Here is a 617-nt window from a genome sequence, read left to right as displayed (position 1 = left end):
GAATTTAAAATAGGCACCTTGTTACACCAATCAAATATAAAAAAAGAAGATGGTATCAGTACGAATGCTATCGTTACTTTTTTATTCACAGTCGCTTTCCATGGCGGAAAAAGTGTGAATCAGTTGTTAGAGGATGCTGAAAGACAACCAGGATTTGGAAAAGATACAGTCAACCGTTTTTTGAGAAATGAACGGTTTAATTGGCGTAAATTCTTACTTTTGTTCACTTCAAAAATCATTGCCACCTTGATACCTTATGTCCAAGAGGACAAGGAACGTGTGCTTATTCTGGACGATTCCGTGTTTAGTCGTAATCGGAGTAAAAAAGTAGAGTTGTTAGCCAATAATTTCGATCATGCCAGTGGTAAGTATATCAAAGGATTCCGTATGCTAACTTTAGGATGGAGTGATGGCCATACCTTTATTCCGCTGGCTAAATCTTTCCTGAGTTCCAAGAAAAAAGCTAATCGATTAAATGAAGCCGATGATTGCATAGATAAACGAACCACTGGATATAAGCGTCGTCAAGAAGCTCAAAAGAAAGCGACAGAAACCATGTTTACTTTACTTCACTCTCTACCCTTGCAAAAATTAAAAGCACAAACGCTCCTTTTTGA

At 37.4% G+C, this 617-nt stretch carries 1 protein-coding gene; it reads left to right on the top strand.

Annotation, left to right across the window (positions count from 1 at the left end):
- Positions 1-617 (top strand): transposase (locus tag ACYQ2O_RS12665; RefSeq protein ID WP_459796763.1); only part of this gene is annotated, 617 nt, incomplete at both ends.

This window comes from Alkalibacterium sp. m-11 (genome assembly GCF_054658155.1).
This window is presented reverse-complemented; position numbering and strand designations above follow the sequence as displayed.